Annotated in this window: 14 protein-coding genes; 8 read left to right on the top strand and 6 right to left on the bottom strand. The window is 66.8% G+C overall.

Features of this window, described 5'->3' with window-relative positions:
- Nucleotides 1–147: 147 nt before the first annotated feature.
- Entirely contained in the window at nucleotides 148–579 is a 432-nt protein-coding gene (gene arfB, locus WD184_01745; protein ID MEX0825471.1) for an alternative ribosome rescue aminoacyl-tRNA hydrolase ArfB, read from the bottom strand.
- 295 nt (nucleotides 580–874) lie between these two features.
- On the opposite strand from arfB, the gene WD184_01740 reads away from it, so the two are divergent.
- Together WD184_01740 and hutH are read left to right on the top strand one after the other, a co-directional pair.
- The gene (locus tag WD184_01740) at nucleotides 875–1774 is read left to right on the top strand and encodes an agmatinase family protein (protein MEX0825470.1); all 900 of its coding nucleotides are present in this window, start codon (nucleotides 875–877) and stop codon (nucleotides 1772–1774) included.
- Entirely contained in the window at nucleotides 1771–3282 is a 1512-nt protein-coding gene (hutH, locus tag WD184_01735; GenBank protein ID MEX0825469.1) for a histidine ammonia-lyase, read from the top strand. Before WD184_01740 ends, hutH begins: the two co-directional genes overlap by 4 nt.
- 105 nt (nucleotides 3283–3387) lie before the next feature.
- On the opposite strand, the gene WD184_01730 is transcribed toward hutH, so the two are convergent.
- Nucleotides 3388–3990: a DUF4389 domain-containing protein gene (locus WD184_01730; protein ID MEX0825468.1), complete on the bottom strand. Its 603-nt coding sequence runs from the start codon at nucleotides 3988–3990 to the stop codon at nucleotides 3388–3390.
- A 168-nt stretch (nucleotides 3991–4158) separates the two neighbouring features.
- Between WD184_01730 and hutU the strand changes: the two genes are divergently transcribed.
- The 4 genes from hutU to WD184_01710 all read left to right on the top strand — a co-directional run bounded on the left by hutU (nucleotide 4159) and on the right by WD184_01710 (nucleotide 8752).
- The gene (hutU, locus tag WD184_01725; protein ID MEX0825467.1) at nucleotides 4159–5817 is read left to right on the top strand and encodes a urocanate hydratase; all 1659 of its coding nucleotides are present in this window, start codon (nucleotides 4159–4161) and stop codon (nucleotides 5815–5817) included.
- Nucleotides 5818–5965: 148 nt separating this feature from the next.
- A complete protein-coding gene (hutI, locus tag WD184_01720) occupies nucleotides 5966–7168 on the top strand; it encodes an imidazolonepropionase (protein ID MEX0825466.1) in 1203 nt (400 codons plus the stop codon).
- 94 nt (nucleotides 7169–7262) lie between these two features.
- Nucleotides 7263–8021, top strand: coding sequence for a glycerophosphodiester phosphodiesterase (locus tag WD184_01715; protein ID MEX0825465.1), 759 nt, complete (start codon nucleotides 7263–7265; stop codon nucleotides 8019–8021).
- A gap of 155 nt (nucleotides 8022–8176) precedes the next feature.
- Entirely contained in the window at nucleotides 8177–8752 is a 576-nt protein-coding gene (locus WD184_01710) for a hypothetical protein (protein ID MEX0825464.1), read from the top strand.
- Nucleotides 8753–8820: 68 nt separating this feature from the next.
- Here WD184_01710 and WD184_01705 read toward each other — a convergent pair whose 3' ends face one another.
- From WD184_01705 to WD184_01690, 4 genes are all read right to left on the bottom strand, one after another.
- Nucleotides 8821–9768: an ABC transporter permease gene (locus WD184_01705; GenBank protein MEX0825463.1), complete on the bottom strand. Its 948-nt coding sequence runs from the start codon at nucleotides 9766–9768 to the stop codon at nucleotides 8821–8823.
- Between the two features lie 2 nt (nucleotides 9769–9770).
- Complete coding sequence (locus WD184_01700; protein ID MEX0825462.1) at nucleotides 9771–10820, bottom strand: ABC transporter permease; 1050 nt, start codon at nucleotides 10818–10820, stop codon at nucleotides 9771–9773.
- Entirely contained in the window at nucleotides 10817–12277 is a 1461-nt protein-coding gene (locus WD184_01695) for an ATP-binding cassette domain-containing protein (GenBank protein ID MEX0825461.1), read from the bottom strand. Before WD184_01695 ends, WD184_01700 begins: the two co-directional genes overlap by 4 nt.
- Nucleotides 12278–12368: 91 nt before the next feature.
- On the bottom strand, nucleotides 12369–13592 hold the full coding sequence (locus WD184_01690; protein MEX0825460.1) for a BMP family ABC transporter substrate-binding protein: 1224 nt from the start codon (nucleotides 13590–13592) through the stop codon (nucleotides 12369–12371).
- Nucleotides 13593–13713: 121 nt separating this feature from the next.
- Here WD184_01690 and WD184_01685 point away from each other — a divergent pair, with 121 nt between their 5' ends.
- Nucleotides 13714–14700, top strand: a complete 987-nt coding sequence (locus WD184_01685) for an adenosine deaminase (GenBank protein MEX0825459.1) — start codon at nucleotides 13714–13716, stop codon at nucleotides 14698–14700.
- A 109-nt stretch (nucleotides 14701–14809) separates the two neighbouring features.
- A complete protein-coding gene (locus WD184_01680) occupies nucleotides 14810–15043 on the top strand; it encodes a hypothetical protein (protein ID MEX0825458.1) in 234 nt (77 codons plus the stop codon).
- Nucleotides 15044–15079 lie beyond the last annotated feature (36 nt).

Below are 15079 nucleotides of genomic sequence, written 5' to 3'. Positions count from 1 at the left end.
AAAGTGTCAACGATGTTCTGATGGAAATGTGTCAACGATGTCCTGATGGTTCACCAATACGCAATACGACGGAACGCGTAGAGGCCTGCCAGTTGAGCTCCTGCGGAAGGCGGAAGGCCCTCTTGACTGGAGACTGGAGGCTGGAGGCTATTCCGGCTCCACCCTGCCTCGCATCCGCTTGATCTCTGCTCGCTGGCGCTTCCTTTCCAGCCTGCGGCGTCTGGCTGCTCGGCTGGGGGCGGTGCCGATGCGGCGCTTGGGCTTCTTGGCGGCGTCGGTGAGGATCTCGGCGAGTCGACGGCGAGCGATCGCCCTATTGCGCCACTGTGACCGGGTCTCGTCGACCCCGATCGTGAGGATGCCCCCGGGGGCCCTGCCGCCGAGGCGTTCCATCATCCGCTCCCGCAGGTCTGTGGGCACGGAGGGACTCGCCGACAGATCCCAGATCAATTCGGCCCGAGTCGACGCCTTGTTGGCGTGCTGGCCCCCAGGGCCCCCACTGGGCTCGAACCGCCACTGCAGTTCAGCGGCGGGGATCGTGAACATTCGCCCGATGGGGATGGCGGGTTCGGAAGGCATGGGTCCAGTATGGCCTCCAGCCTCCAGCGTCCAGCCTCCAGCAAGAGCGTCCTCCTCCGTCGTCTTCGACGGGGGAGGTGGCACCGCCCGTAGGGCGGTGACGGAGGGGGCAGCTGACCCTGCGGGCGCGCACCACGCGATCTCTCCTACCGGAAGACCCTCCGGACGTCTCGCACGCGTTGTGTCGAATTGCGAATTGCGAATTGCGAATTGCGGGCCGAGCGCAGCGAGGCCCTCTTGCCAATCGCCAATCGCGGGGGCCGAGCGAAGCGAGGCCCCTGTAGCCTCCCCCCGAATGATCTCCGATCCCCTGTGGCCTCGCGCCGATGGCTGGCTCGGCAGTGCGGATGCCGACCCCGACCTCCTGGTGGTGGGGGTGCCCTCCTCCTCGGCGTCGCTGCGTCCCTCGCAGGCATGGCGGGCGCCCGTGGCAGTGCGGGCGGCGCTGACAGGTTTCTCGACATTCGACAGCGAGACCGGAGCCGACCTCGCCGCGGTTCGGGTCGTCGATCTGGGGGATTGGCCGGTCGACGGTCTCGACATGCAGGTGATGCCGGGTGAGGTGGAACGGCTCACCCAGGAGCTGCCGGAGGGTCCGGTGCGGGCATTCTTCGGCGGCGACAATGCCATCACCCGTCCCCTGGTCAGGAGCCTGGGTGTTCTCGAGGACGTCGGAGTGCTCACCCTCGACGCCCACCACGATGTGCGGGTGACCGACTCCGGGCCCAACAGCGGCAGCCCGATCCGGGGGCTGATCGAGGACGGTCTGCCCGATGGGCGGGTGATTCAGATCGGGATCCATTCGTTCGCCAACTCGCGCGAGTACCGCGCCTATTGCGAGGACCACGGCATCGAAGTGGTGACGATGGCGACCGTCGACGAGGTGGGCGTCGGCTGGGTGGTGACCACCGCGCTCAACGATCTCGCCCAGCGATGCCGGTGGATCTACGTCGACGTCGATCTGGATGTGCTCGACGCGGCGTTCGCCCCGGGATGCCCCGGCGCCCGGCCGGGGGGGATGACGCCACGCCAGCTCGCGGCCGCATGCCGGGCGGCGGGCCGACACGAGGCGGTGCGGGCGGTGGACTTCGTCGAGGTCGATCCCGCCCGCGACCGCGAGGGGATGACCGTGATGAACATGGCGAATGCCTTTCTCGCTTTCGTATCGGGGCTGGCCGGGAGGAAGACACGATGACCGGGGTCGTCACCATCACCGGGGATCCGCTGACGATCGACCAAGTGGTGGCGGTGGCCGATCGGACTGCCACGGTAGAGGTGGGCTCCGGTGTCGCCGCCCGGATGGCTCCGGCGCGGCAAGTGATCGATGACGTTCTTGCTGCCGGTGACGTGGTCTACGGCGTGACGACCGGCTTCGGTGCTCTCGCCTCGACCCGGGTGGAACCAGAGATGTCCGCCGAGATGCAGGTCGCCCTCCTCAGGTCGCATGCTGCCGGGGTCGGTCGGCCGCTGGCGGACCGGTTGGTGCGGGCGATGCTCTTGCTGCGGGCGCGGACTCTCTCTCAGGGGCACTCCGGGGTACGGCCATTGATCGTCGAGCGGATCGTCGAGATGTTGCAGCGCGACCTTTTGCCGGTGGTGCCCGGTCAAGGGTCGGTCGGCGCCTCGGGTGATCTTGCCCCTTTCGCCCACCTCGCCCTTCCGCTGATCGGCGAGGGGGAGATCAGGGTCGATGGAGCGGTCCGACCCGCCGCCGAGGTGCTCGCCGATCGCGGCCTCACCCCGCTGACGCTCAAGGCGAAGGAAGGGCTGAGCCTGCTCAACGGCACCGAGGGGATGCTGGCCTTCCTTGCCCTCGGCCTCGACCGAGCACGTCGTATCGTTCGCGCGGCCGATCTCGCCTGTGCCATGACGGTCGAGGCAGTGCTCGGCAGCAGCCGCCCGTTCCGCGCCGATGTCCACCTGGTGCGGCCGCACCCGGGGCAGGCCGAGTCGGCGCGACGAATCCGCGACGCCCTCGAAGGCAGCAAGATCGCGGAGAGCCACCGCGACGACTTCAGCCACGCGGTTCAAGACGCCTACAGCATCCGGTGCGCTCCCCAGGTGCACGGGGCGGTCGGCGACGTGCTCGACTTCGCTGCCGCCACTGCCGGTCGGGAACTCGGATCAGTGGTCGACAATCCGATCGTCTTTCCGGAGACCGGGGAAGTGGTCTCCGCGGGGAACTTCCACGGTGAGCCCTTGGCCTTCGCCCTCGACTTCGTGGCCATCGCAATGTCCGAGATCGCCTCGATCTCGGAACGCCGCACCGATCGCATCCTCGACCCGGCCAGGTCATCCGGTCTGCCACCGTTCCTGGCCAGCAAGCCGGGGTTGAACAGCGGCTACATGCTCGCCCAGTACACCGCCGCCGCCCTCGTCGCCGAGAACCGGGTACTCAGCCATCCGGCTTCGGTGGACAGCATCCCCACCTCGGGCCTTCAGGAGGACCATGTATCGATGGGGTGGGGTGCCGGCCGCAAACTCGAAGACGTGCTGACCAATACCGCGAGGGTGGTGGCGGTGGAACTGATTTGCGCCGCCGAGGGCATCGACCTCCGCGCCCCGCTGCAGCCCGCCCCGAAAACCGGCCGCGGCCGCGACACGGTCCGTGCGGTGGTCCCCCGACTAGACCGCGACCGACCCCCGGGGCCGGGCATCGAAGCGGTGGCGCGACTCGTGGAGTCTGGGGAGTTCGACAAGTAGCCAACGGCCGACGGCCTACAGCCCACAGCCAGAACCGCCAGGCAAGCCACTCCGCGCCGTGGCTCTATCTGGCCGTTCGCCGTTCGCCTCCATTCGACGGTAGGTCTACGCCGCAGGAGTCGCGTCGAACGAGAACTTCGGGTACTCGTCCGTGATCCCGAATAGGAATGCGTAGACCCGCAGGTTCCACTGGCCGACTCCGGCTACGAAGTCCTGGATGCCGACCGGAAGGGCGCCGGTGAACGCCACCGCGAAGTAGCCGAACCACGTGGCTAGCACCGCCGCCAGGGTGACGAACACCAGTGCGACCAAGTGGGGGAGCAGGGCGAGGACCTTCACGGGAAGGATGATCCCGGCGATGGCCCAGTTCTTGTTCGGGTTGGTCGGGGGTTCCATCCTCGCATCCGTTGGGTACTGGGGTTGCGTCTCGAAGGGTGGATACAGGTCGGTGTATCCGATCAACCACCCGTAGGTCCGTGCGGTCCACCTGAAATGGATTTCGATCAGTTGGTAGACGCCGGTCGGCATCTCGCCCTTGATCGCGGCGAACCAAAACCCGATGTAGGCGACGACCACGGACACGTTCGCCAATACGCCGACCACGATCAAATGGGGTAGTGCGAGAACCGCCTTGATCAAGAAGATGCCGCTGACGGCGAGTCCCTTGCCGGGATTCACCGCATGTCGGTAGACGAAGGTGGGCTGCATGGGGTCCTCCGGCGCGTGTGCGACGCTCCGAGGGTAGAGGGGTTGGGCCTCGCTTCGCTCGGCCCGCAATGAGCAATGCGCGATGCGCGAAGGGCTGTAGGGGTCTGGAGGGCTGGCCGCTGTCTTGCGGGAGGCGGGTGGCGGTCGGCGTTCGGTACCCTGACCCCCATGTCCTCCCCCCGCACCGTTCGGGCCTCACGGGGTTCCACCCTCACTACCAAGGGTTGGTTGCAGGAGGCCGCACTGCGCTGCCTGATGAACAACCTCGACCCGGAGGTGGCCGAGCGGCCGGAGGATCTGGTCGTCTACGGCGGTACCGGCCGCGCGGCGCGATCCTGGCAAGCGTTCGATGCCATCGTCCGCTCGCTGACGGCGCTCGAAGACGACGAGACTCTGCTGGTCCAATCGGGGAAGCCGGTGGGCGTCTTTCGCACCCACCCGATGGCGCCGAGGGTGCTCATCGCCAACAGCCTCTTGGTCCCTGACTGGGCCGATTGGGAGACCTTCCGCGAGCTGGAGGCGGCCGGCCTCACCATGTACGGGCAAATGACGGCCGGGTCCTGGATCTACATCGGCACCCAGGGGATCCTCCAGGGCACCTATCAGACCTTTGCAGCGATCGCCGACCAGCGGTTCGGTGGCACCCTCGCCGGGACCCTGACCCTCACCGCCGGGCTGGGGGGGATGGGTGGCGCCCAGCCGCTGGCGATCACGATGAATGGCGGGGTGGCATTGTGCGTGGAGATCGATCCCGACCACATCCAGCGGAGGATCGACACCCGCTATCTCGACGAGTTCGCTCCATCGCTCGACGCCGCCATCGAGTCCGCTCTCGCCGCCCGAGCCGAATTGCGGGCGTTGTCGATCGGAGTGGTCGGCAATGCCGCCGAGGTATTCCCGGAGTTGCTGCGGCGCGGGATCGAGATCGACATCGTCACCGACCAGACCTCGGCACACGACCCACTGGCCGGATACGTCCCGATCGGGATCGAGGTGCACGAGGCGCCGAAGCTGCGCGACAAGGACCCCGGCTGGTATGTCGAGCAGGCGCGTGACTCCATGGCCCAGCATTGCGAGGCGATGGTGGGTTTCATGAAGGCCGGCGCCGAAGTCTTCGACTACGGCAACAACTTGCGCGGGGAGGCCCGCCTCGGCGGGTTCGAGGACGCCTTCGCCTACCCCGGGTTCGTCCCTGCCTATGTCCGGCCACTGTTCGCTGAAGGCAAGGGTCCCTTCCGCTGGGTGGCGTTGAGCGGCGATCCCGCCGACATCGCTGCCACCGATCGGGCGGTCCGCGACTTGTTCCCCGAGGATCGGGCACTCCACCGCTGGCTCGACATGGCGGAGGAACGGGTGCAGTTTCAGGGGCTCCCCTCCCGGATCTGCTGGCTCGGATATGGCGAACGCGACAAGGCCGGCCTGGCGTTCAACGATTTGGTTCGGTCCGGCGCGGTGTCGGCCCCGATCGTGATCGGAAGGGACCACCTCGACTCGGGATCGGTTGCCTCTCCGTACCGGGAGACCGAGGCGATGCTCGACGGGTCGGATGCCATCGCCGACTGGCCGATTCTCAACGCTCTGCTCAACACCGCCTCCGGCGCCGCCTGGGTGGCGGTCCATCACGGCGGGGGAGTGGGCATCGGCAAGTCGATCCACGCCGGTGCCCAGGTGGTCGCCGACGGCACCGACGACGGCGCATTCCGGGTGGAGCGGGTGCTCACCAACGATCCCGGGACGGGCGTGATGCGCCACGCCGACGCCGGTTACGAGCGCGCCATCGAGGTGGCCCACGAGCGCGGGGTGCGGATTCCGATGGAGGAGGGGTGAGGGGGTTGGCGGTCGACCTTTCGGTGGGCTTCCGTGGAGACCGCAATGCGCAATGCGCAATGCGCGACATGCTGGTCGGGCGGTCGGGTCGCGTTGCGCATCGCGCATTGCGCATCGCCATTTGCCTCCCATCTGCCAATTGCCAATCGTGACCACCCTCACACTGACGAACATCGGTCAACTCGTCACCAACGCCTCCGGTGTACCCGGCGATCTGGGCCTCATCGAGGACGCCGCGGTCGCCCTGGACGGGGATCGAGTCGTCTGGGCTGGATCGACCCGCGACCTCCCCAAGGCTCATCGCGACGCCGACGCCATCGACTGTGAAGGGCGGGCGGTGCTGCCGGGGTTCGTCGACTCGCACACCCATGCGGTGTTCGCCGGTGATCGATCGGAAGAGTTCGCCCGGCGCCTGCGCGGCGAGTCTTACGAGGAGATCCTCGCCGCCGGCGGCGGGATCCACTCGACGGTTGCGGCCACCCGGTCGACGCCGACCGATCGGCTCGCAGACGAGGCAGTGGCCCGCCTCGGCCGGATGCTCGCCTCGGGCACCACCACCGTCGAGGTGAAGTCCGGGTACGGCCTGACCACGGCGGATGAGGTGCGGATCCTCGAGGCAGCCATCGAGGCGGGACGCCGCTCGCCGGTGGATGTGGTCGCCACCTTTCTCGGCGCCCATGTGCCGGATCGGGGGATGGACCGATCGGAATATGTCGACCTGGTCGTCGACGAGATGCTGCCGGCGTGCGCGCCGCTCGCCGAGTGGTGTGATGTCTTCTGCGATCGCGGCGCCTTCACGGTCGACGACGCCCGGCGGATCCTGAGCGCCGCCGCCGGGCTCGGCCTGGGGGCCAAGTTGCACGCCGAGCAACTCGCCCACACCGGCGCCGCCGCCCTCGCCGCCGAGATCGGCTCGGCATCGGCCGATCACCTCGATCACGTGACCGACGAGGATGCCGTCCTCCTCCGGGAGGCCGGCGTGGTCGCCGTGTTGTTGCCTGCCGCCTCGTTCTCGATGCGTTCTCCGCAGGCGCCCGGGCGCATGGTGTGGGACGCCGGGGTCACCGTTGCCCTGGCCACCGACTGCAACCCGGGCACCTCCAATGTCGAGAGCATGCCCTTCGTGATCGCGCTCGCCTGTCTCGAGATGGGTCTCACCCCGGAGGAGGCCGTGTGGGCGGCCACCCTGGGCGGAGCGCAGGCCCTGCGTCTCGACGACCGCGGCAGAGTGACTCCCGGCACCCTTGCCGACCTGACCATCTTCGACGCCCCCTCCTACTCCCACATCCCCTACCGCCCGGGAAGTGCGTTGGTATGGAAGGTGGTCAAGCGCGGGGAGGTGGTGGCGTGAGAACCCCATGCGCGATGCGCGATGCGCGATGCGCGACCGTTTCATGGGGCGCGTTGCTCATTGCGCATCGCGCATTGCGGCTTTCGAGGAGCCAATGAAAGCGTATTTCTCCCACGAGCACCCCATCCGCTTGGCCCACCGGGGTTCCCGGGTCCTTTGGCCGGAGAACACGATGGTGGCGTTCCAGGGGGCGGTCGATATGGGATATCGGTACCTCGAGATCGACGTCCATGTGTCCCGCGACGGCCGGGTAGTGGTGTTCCACGACGACAGACTCGAACGACTCACCGACGGCGTCGGGAGGGTGTGGGAGCGCACCTGGGACGAGTTGCAGGCTTTGGACGCCGCCTACAACTTCAAGCTGGCGGAGGTCTTCCCCCTCCGGGGGACCGGGCTGAAGGTTCCCTTGTTGGCGGACCTGCTGCAGACATTCCCCGAGGCTCTCTTCAACATCGACCTGAAGCAGGCGGGCATCGAGGAGGTGGTGGCGTCCGAGATCGAGCGCCTTCAGGCTCAGGACCGGGTGCTGATCGGGTCGTTTCGGGATTGGCGGATCCGCGAGTTCCGCCGTCTCACTCGGGGCCGGGTGGCGGTGTCGGCGGGACCCCGCGAACTCGCCCAGGCGGTGGCGTCATGCCGGGTGGGCCTGCCGGTCCGGGGCATCGCCGACGCGTTGCAGATCCCCCGACGGATCGCCTCGGCCCGGCTGGTTGACTCGGCCCACAAAGCGGGCAAGCAAGTTCACGTGTGGACCGTGAACGCCCCCGATCAGATGAAGACACTCCTGGCGATGGGCGTCGACGGCATCATCACCGACAGGCCAGACCTGCTGAATGAGGTGGTTTTCGGGTAGTTCGCCCGCTTTGTCAGGTCGCGTCGGGTCGCACGCTGTCTCCGCTGCCCCCTCCGCCTCGCTTCGCTTCGGCACCTCCCCCGGAGGCCGGGGGAGGACGCTCTTTTGCTGGAGGCGGGGGCCGCCTGGACTTGACCAGGCCCTACGATCTCCGAATGCCCGAACGCGTCCTTGGCCTCCTCATCCGTATCCAGGTGCAGCGGGATCCGTTGAAGGCCAAGGGGGAGGGGTACGACTCGGGTCCGATCCTGGCGGTGGAGGAGGCGATCATCGGGCCGCCGGGGGTGATCGGGCGTCATGAGGGGTCGTGGGTGATGGATGCCCACCACGCCGCCCATCCCAACTCGCGTGCCGGTGGGCGGAGGGCGCTGTCGATCGGATTCTCCGGCCACTACGACCTGATCGCGGAACGGTTCGGATCCGCACCGCTGGGATGCGCCGGAGAGAACCTGATAGTGGCGACCGACCGGCGGATCACCGTCAGTGACCTCGAGGGAGTGGTCGTGGTCAGGACGGCCGATGGCGAGGTGCCGCTCGGCGGCGCCCGGGTGGCCACCCCTTGCCGGGAGTTCACCTCATTCATGCTCGGCCGACCCGACGTCGCCCCCCGCGATGACATCGCCGACCACCTCGCCTTCCTCGAAGACGGCATGCGCGGCTACATCCTCGACATGAAGACCCTGGAGGGGGCGCACCGCGTGCGGGTCGGCGACGAGGTAATCGTCAGATAGAGCCAAGAGCCAAGAGCCAAGAGCCAAGAGCCTTGCCTTGATTCTTGAATCTTGACTCTTGAATCTCCTCACTCCCTCTCGAACACCCTCCCGATGCCCGCCGGTGGATCGGACGCGAACAGCCGCCGCCATCGGGGGTGGCGTTCGCCGAACCTGCGGAACCCGTCGAGGTACACGATCACCATGGTGAAGATCATCAGCACGAAGGGGAGGATGGGGAGGATCTGCGAGAAGCTCTGCAGCGCCGGCACCGGCTGCAGTTTGAGCGCCACCACCTGGAGCGCTCCGAACAGGTAGCACCCGAACGCCGCTCGAACCGGGTGCCAGCCGCCGAAGATGACGATCGCCAGCGCGATCCATCCGAAGTTGAGGGTCAGGTTCTCCCGCCAGCCGAACTTCACGTCCAGCGAGAAGGCGGCGCCGGCGAGGCCGACGAGGGCGCCGCCGACGATGGTGTACACGTAGCGGAGTTTGTTGACGGGGATCCCCCGGGCGAAGGCCGCATCGGGCCGCTCGCCGATCCCCTGGAGTTCGAGGCCCCGCTTGGTTCGGAAGATGAACAGGTAGGCGACGATCAGCGCCACGAACGACCCATACACCGACAGGTTGTGGTCGAAGAGCACCTTGCCGAAGAAGGGGATTTCGGAAAGCCACGGGATCTCCAGGTGGGGGACATGGGTGCCGCGGACCCCGACATACGACTTCCCGAGGAACGAGCTGAGTTCGGCGGCGAAAAGGGTGAGCACGAACCCGACCGCGATCTGGTTGAGCTTCAACTCGATGCTGGCGAAGGCGATGAGGGCGGCGATGACCATCGACACGACCATGGCGGCGACGAAGCCGAGCATCACACTTCCGGTGACATAGGTGGTGGCGAACCCGGTCATTGCCGAGAGCAGGATGCTGCCGTCGAGCGACAGGTTGATGACCCCGGCCTTCTCGGTGATCGTCTCGCCCATGGTGGCGTAGATCAGCGGAGCCGCCGCGGCGACGATGGTGGCGAACGTGGCTTCCACGGTCAGGCCTCCACCGTGGGTACCGCGCGACGCCGGGCACGCTGTACCTGCCACCCGCCGACCAGGATGGCGATCAGCACCAGGCTGCCCTGGATAACGCCCCCGATCGATGAGTCGAGGCCGAGGCGTAATGACAGCTGGCTGCTGCCCACCGAGATCATCACGAAGAAGAAGGCGATCGGGGCAATCAGCGCGGCGCGGTAGGACGCCAGCAGCACCACCAGGATGCCAAGGAAGCCGTAACCCCCCGATATCGACGGTACCAACTTGTGCTGGAACCCGATCGCCTGGATGGTGCCGGCGACGCCAGCGAGGGCGCCCCCGATCGCCATTGCGGCCAGCAGGTAACGGTGGGTCTGAATGCCGATGATGAACGCGCTCGCCGGGTTGGCGCCGACCGCCTTGAGTCGGAGCCCGAAGTAGGTGCCCCGCATCAGGTAGAGGACCCCGACCACTCCGGCGACCGCGAGGATCAACGCGATCGGTGCCAGCTTGTTGCCGATCGTGGGGAGCCAGGAGTCCCGGGGGAACGGGTCGGTGCCGCTGGTCGATGCGATGCCTGCCCGCTTCCACGGCCCGATGACGAGGTACACGACGAATCCGGTGGCGACGAAGTCGAGGCCGAGGCCGCCGAAGATCTCGTTGACCCGCCCGTAGACCCGTAGTGCCCCGGCAAGAAGGCCCCACAACAAGCCCGCGAGCAGGCCGGCGATGAGAGCCAGGGTGACGATCCCCGGCGTCCCGATACTCACCTCACGCGCCACCCACGAGGCCGCGACCGCTCCCATGACGATTTGGCCCTCCACCCCGATGTTCCACAGACCGGCCGAGAACGTGACGACGAGCCCCGCCGACGCAAGCACCAATGGAACCCAGGTCATGAGGGTGTTGGCGAGTTTGTCCTGGGTGCCCACCGAGCCCTCCCACAGCAGCTTGAAGGCCTCGATCGGCGAGGCACCGGCGACAACGATGAGCAAGGAGGTGAACCCGACGGCGAGGACGACCGCGACCAGTCGCGAACCTGCCCCGAAGTTCAGGCGCCGGTGGTTCACGGGAGGTCCCTCCCGCCGATCATTTGGGCCAGCCGGTTGGCATCTGTCTCCCGGGCGTCGAGCACTTTGAACACCCGTCCGCCGAAGAACACGACGATGCGATCGCTGTACCGAAGCAGTTCGTCGAGGTCGGCCGAGGAGAAGACGATGGCGGTCCCCTTGGCGACCCGCTCGAGCAGTTTCGTCCACACCCAATCGGCGGAGGCGATGTCGAGACCGCGGGTGGGGTGCTCCATGAGCAGGACCCTCACCTCGTCGGGCATCATCGCGAGAAGAAGCCGTTGCTGATTCCCGCCCGACAATGACTCGGCGCTGGAGTCGGTGGTGCCGACGATGGCGTGCTCCTCAATCTTCGCCTTGGCGGCGCGTCGGGCCGCCGCCCAGTCGATGACCGGGCCTGTCTTTGGCGTGGACAGCAGGAAGTGCTCGGTGATGGTCACCCCGTGGATCAGGCCTTCCTCGAGTCGCCCCGCCGGGACGTAATGGATGCCGGCTGCGAGTCGCTCGTGGTAGCCGCGGGAGGTGAGGTCGGCGTCACCGCACCGGACGCTTCCCGAGGTGGGTGCGATCAGGCCAACACAGGTGCGGAGGAGGGTTCGCTGCCCGCTGCCCTCCAGTCCGGCGAGGCCGATCACTTCGCCCTGGCGGATTTCGAGCGACAACCCCTCGAGTGCGGTGAGGCGGTCGGTGGCGGCGATCCCGTCGAGTTCGAGCGCCGCCCCACCTGGGCTGCCGGGCGACCGTTCGGCCACCTCTACCGCATGGCCGAACATCATCTCGACCAGTCGTTCCACCGGAGCCGGAAGGGGCAGTTCCCCCACGGCCTGGCCTTGCCGCATCACGGTGACCCGGTCGCAGAGGGCTTCCACTTCTTCGAGTTTGTGGGACACGAAGATCACGATCAATCCCTCGGCGGCGAGGGTGCGCAGAGTTGCGAATAGCAGCGCCTGCTGCGAAGCGGAGATCCCGGTGGTGGGCTCGTCGAGGATCAGCACTTTGGCGCCCAGCGACAGGAGCCGGACGATCTCGAGTTGTTGCCTCTCGCCGACGGTGAGGCTCCTGGCGGGAGCGTCGGGATCGAAAGCGAAACCGAATGTACGGCTGAGGCGTTCGAGCTCCGCCTTTGCGGCCGACCGGTCGCTCGTCGCGTGGGTCCCGAGCAGGAAGTTGTCGAGAACGGAGAACGGAAGGAAGACGAGAGGGTCCTGATGGAGCATGCCGATGCCGGCGGCAATGGCATCGCGGGGTGAAGCGAGGGCGACGGTCTCGCCGTCGAGCAGCACTTCGCCGGAGTCGGCCTCGATGAAGCCCGACAGCACCTTCATCAGAGTGGACTTGCCGGCGCCGTTCTCACCGAGAAGGCCGTGGAGAGAGCCGCGTTCCACAATCAGCGACACACCGTCGTTGGCGCGCACCGTTCCGAAGTGCTTGTGGATGGCGCGTAGCTCAAGGCTCATCGCCGGGGGGAGAGTAGGGGGAGAGGTCCCGGCGCCGCGGCGGGGGAAAGGGCATCAGTGCCCTCTCCCCGCGCCGCGGGCAGGGTGTCGGTCACTCGGCGGAGCTGGCTCCGACCATTCCTTCGAGCAGCTGCTCGGCGTACCAGATCTGGAAGTCGGTGGCCTCTTCGCCATCGGCGAGGAACTCCGATCCGTCCTGGTAGTTGAGGGGCCCCACGTACAGATTGATCGAGCCGTCGGCGAGACCTTCGATGAAGGTCGCCAGATCAGCGGCTGCCTCTTCGGAGAGGCCGCCACCGGCGATCCAACCGATCGCCGTCGTGTCCGGGTTGTTGATGTCGTCCCAATCGGGGCCGTTCCACACCCAGGTGGCCTCGAAGGTGCCGTCGATCACCGACTGCGCTACTTCGAGATACGCCGGGCCCCAATGGAAGTAGGGAACGCCGAGGCAGATCTCGGGCGCCTCTTGGCAGGCCCCTTCGTAGTCATAAGGCACCGCCCACACGCTCTCGCCGCCCGCGGCCCGCTGGCCGGCGACGACAAGGCCCTCGGTGGTGTCGATGCCGGAGATCACGACGTCTGCGCCCGAGTCGAAGAAGTCGTTTGCCACCAGCGTCGGATCGAGGGTGAATCCCGGGATGTTGAACCAGAACCCGATCCAGTTGACACTGAATCCAAGGGTCGCCGGATCGTTGCCCCGGAAGTTCTCCCAGCAGTATTGGGCGCCGAGGTAGGCCGAGTTGGTCAGTCGCCTCGTCTCATCGTTGATGAGCGGTCCGAGGTACCCGATGTCTCCGGTTTCGGTGGTCAGCGCGGCGGCGCAGCCGGCAATCATCTTGCCGTACTCCATCCGCCCCATCACGTTGCCCAGATTGTCGAGGTCGGGCCGATGGTCCTTCCCGTCCACCCAGGCGTTGTCACCGGATGCCCAAATCATCGGCACATCGGGGTTGCGCTCCGCTCCGAGGAGTGCCCCGTCCTTCATGTCGTCCGAGGTGGCGAAGATGAGCTGGGCTCCCTGGGCCACCATGTCGTCGATCACCTGATCGACTGTCGTCTCGGGCCGGTCGGCAGTGTTCACCCGGTCGAGGACGATCATCCTCGCCCCGAGCTTCTCCTCGAGGTATTGCCCCGCCTCGAAGTGCGCCTGACTCCAGCCCCGGTCGTTTTGTGGGCCGACGAGGATCATCCCGAAGACGAACTCCTCGCCTGCCCCTCCAGTGGTTGTCGTGGCATCGTCGTCACCGCACGCCGCCGCCACAATGGCGAACACGGCGATCACGGCGAACCATCGGCGGAATGATTTCCCGCGCATCGATCACCCTTCAGTCGGTTCGATTCAAATCGTAGGGTGGTCGATGCCGCCATGACATGGGCCACACGGCCCTTGATGTCCGGGTCGGTTGCGGGAAGGCTCATTTTCGGAAGGAGGCGTGGTGGAGAAGTTCATTCGGGATCTGCCCAAGGTGGAACTCCATGTCCACATCGAAGGAACCCTCGAACCAGAGATGATGTTCTCGATCGCGGCGCGCAACCAGATCGCGCTGCCGTTCGCCTCGGTGGAGGAGACGCGGGCGGCCTACGAATTCGTCGACCTCCAGTCGTTTCTCGATATCTACTACCAGGGTGCCGCTGTCCTGCAGACGGAGGAGGACTTCGCCGACCTCATGTCCGCCTACCTCCACCGAGCGGCGGCGGACAACGTGCGGCATGCCGAGATCTTCTTCGATCCGCAGACCCATACCGAGCGGGGCATTCCCTTCCAAGTGTTCATGGACGGGTTCGAGCGCGCTCGGGCCGAGGCGGCAGCCACCCTCGGCATCTCGACCCTGCTGATCATGTGTTTCCTCCGCCACCTTCCTGAGGAGAGTGCGTTCGAGACCCTGGAGCAGGCCACCCCGTTCCTCGATCGGATCGCCGCGGTCGGCCTCGACTCGGGCGAGGTGGGCAATCCTCCCGATCGTTTCGAGCACGTGTTCAGGCGAGCGCGCGACCTCGGTCTTCGGGCCGTGGCGCACGCCGGGGAGGAAGGTCCGCCCTCGTACATCACCGGCGCGCTCGATCTCCTTGGCGCCGAGCGGATCGACCACGGAGTCGCCTGCGAGCAGGATGACGTACTGGTCGAGAGGCTGGTGCGGGAAGCGATCCCCCTCACGATGTGCCCCTTGTCAAACCTCGCCCTTCGGGGCGTTGACGATCTGAAGGAGCACAACCTCACACGTCTCCTCGAACGGGGCGTCCGGGTGACCGTCAACTCCGACGACCCGGCGTACTTCGGTGGCTATATCGGCGACAACTACCTGGCGATCCAGCGAGCGCTCGATCTGGATCGCGACGACCTGACCACCCTGGCCCGCAACGCCATCGAAAGCTCGTTCCTGCCCCCGGACGGGAAGGCGCGGCTGCTGGCGGAACTCGGGTAGGAGAGGCCAACGGTCAACGGTCAACGGTCAACGGCCCAGGTTCGGCGGATCGTGACAAACAGGCCACAATTCCCGACCATACGGCGATTCCCGACCATTGTGAGTCGCCGTGGAAAAGCCATACGAACCGGATGAGGGCATGCTCGCCCTCGACATCGATTTCGTGGCCGCTGCCGCGGTTGGCACCTGGAGCCTCGAGTCGGTCGGGCGCTGGGCTGACGTGCTCGAAGCCGTCCGCCGGGCCGGCGTCGGCCTCTACCTGTTCGGCATCACGTTCGGGCTGGCAACGATCATCACGGTAATCCGTTTCCAGACCACTCGGCTGCACCAACTCACGCGCTGATCGGCGGGCGGGGGCGGGGCGTATATTGCCCCGCCC

It is taken from the genome of Acidimicrobiia bacterium (assembly GCA_040878325.1).
Lineage (GTDB): Bacteria > Actinomycetota > Acidimicrobiia > Spongiisociales > UBA11373 > JAUYIV01.
The sequence above is the reverse complement of the archived record's forward strand: the minus strand, read 5'-3'. Positions and strand labels throughout refer to the sequence as shown.

What these genes read in the sequence shown, in the direction of transcription:
- hutH (MEX0825469.1), top strand. Translation starts at nt 1,771, where the DNA reads ATGACCGGGGTCGTCACCATCACCGGGGATCCGCTGACGATCGACCAA.
- WD184_01695 (MEX0825461.1), bottom strand. Translation starts at nt 12,277, where the DNA reads ATGAGCCTTGAGCTACGCGCCATCCACAAGCACTTCGGAACGGTGCGC.
- WD184_01715 (MEX0825465.1), top strand. Translation starts at nt 7,263, where the DNA reads ATGAAAGCGTATTTCTCCCACGAGCACCCCATCCGCTTGGCCCACCGG.
- hutU (MEX0825467.1), top strand. Translation starts at nt 4,159, where the DNA reads ATGTCCTCCCCCCGCACCGTTCGGGCCTCACGGGGTTCCACCCTCACT.
- WD184_01730 (MEX0825468.1), bottom strand. Translation starts at nt 3,990, where the DNA reads ATGCAGCCCACCTTCGTCTACCGACATGCGGTGAATCCCGGCAAGGGA.
- WD184_01690 (MEX0825460.1), bottom strand. Translation starts at nt 13,592, where the DNA reads ATGCGCGGGAAATCATTCCGCCGATGGTTCGCCGTGATCGCCGTGTTC.
- WD184_01740 (MEX0825470.1), top strand. Translation starts at nt 875, where the DNA reads ATGATCTCCGATCCCCTGTGGCCTCGCGCCGATGGCTGGCTCGGCAGT.
- arfB (MEX0825471.1), bottom strand. Translation starts at nt 579, where the DNA reads ATGCCTTCCGAACCCGCCATCCCCATCGGGCGAATGTTCACGATCCCC.
- WD184_01710 (MEX0825464.1), top strand. Translation starts at nt 8,177, where the DNA reads ATGCCCGAACGCGTCCTTGGCCTCCTCATCCGTATCCAGGTGCAGCGG.